Here is a 232-nt window from a genome sequence, read left to right on the forward strand (position 1 = left end):
GGTCGATCCGCCATTCAATCGAGCAAGTATGGGTGCGCAGTGAATCCGTCGCCCATATCGCCAGCGTCTTCGGCGATAGCGAAGCGCATCTTCAATCAAAACCGTCGAATTCCGAGTTCATCGCCATGATCGTCGACAGCCTCGGCATGAATGAAAACAAGAAATAACCAACCGGTGCCTAGTGAAGGTGCCGGTTTTTTTATGCGCGCGATAGCGCAGTTAGAATAAATGT

1 protein-coding gene is annotated in these 232 nt (G+C 50.9%); it reads left to right on the top strand.

Annotation, left to right across the window (positions count from 1 at the left end; translation table 11 throughout):
• Positions 1 to 5 precede the first annotated feature (5 nt).
• Positions 6 to 167: a sporulation initiation factor Spo0A C-terminal domain-containing protein gene (locus SB822_RS61315; protein WP_410859693.1), complete on the top strand. Its 162-nt coding sequence runs from the start codon at positions 6 to 8 to the stop codon at positions 165 to 167.
• The last annotated feature ends 65 nt before the right edge of the window (positions 168 to 232 follow it).

The sequence above is a fragment of the Paraburkholderia sp. SIMBA_054 genome (assembly GCF_046534875.1).
In the GTDB taxonomy this organism is placed as follows: Bacteria; Pseudomonadota; Gammaproteobacteria; order Burkholderiales; family Burkholderiaceae; genus Paraburkholderia; species Paraburkholderia hospita.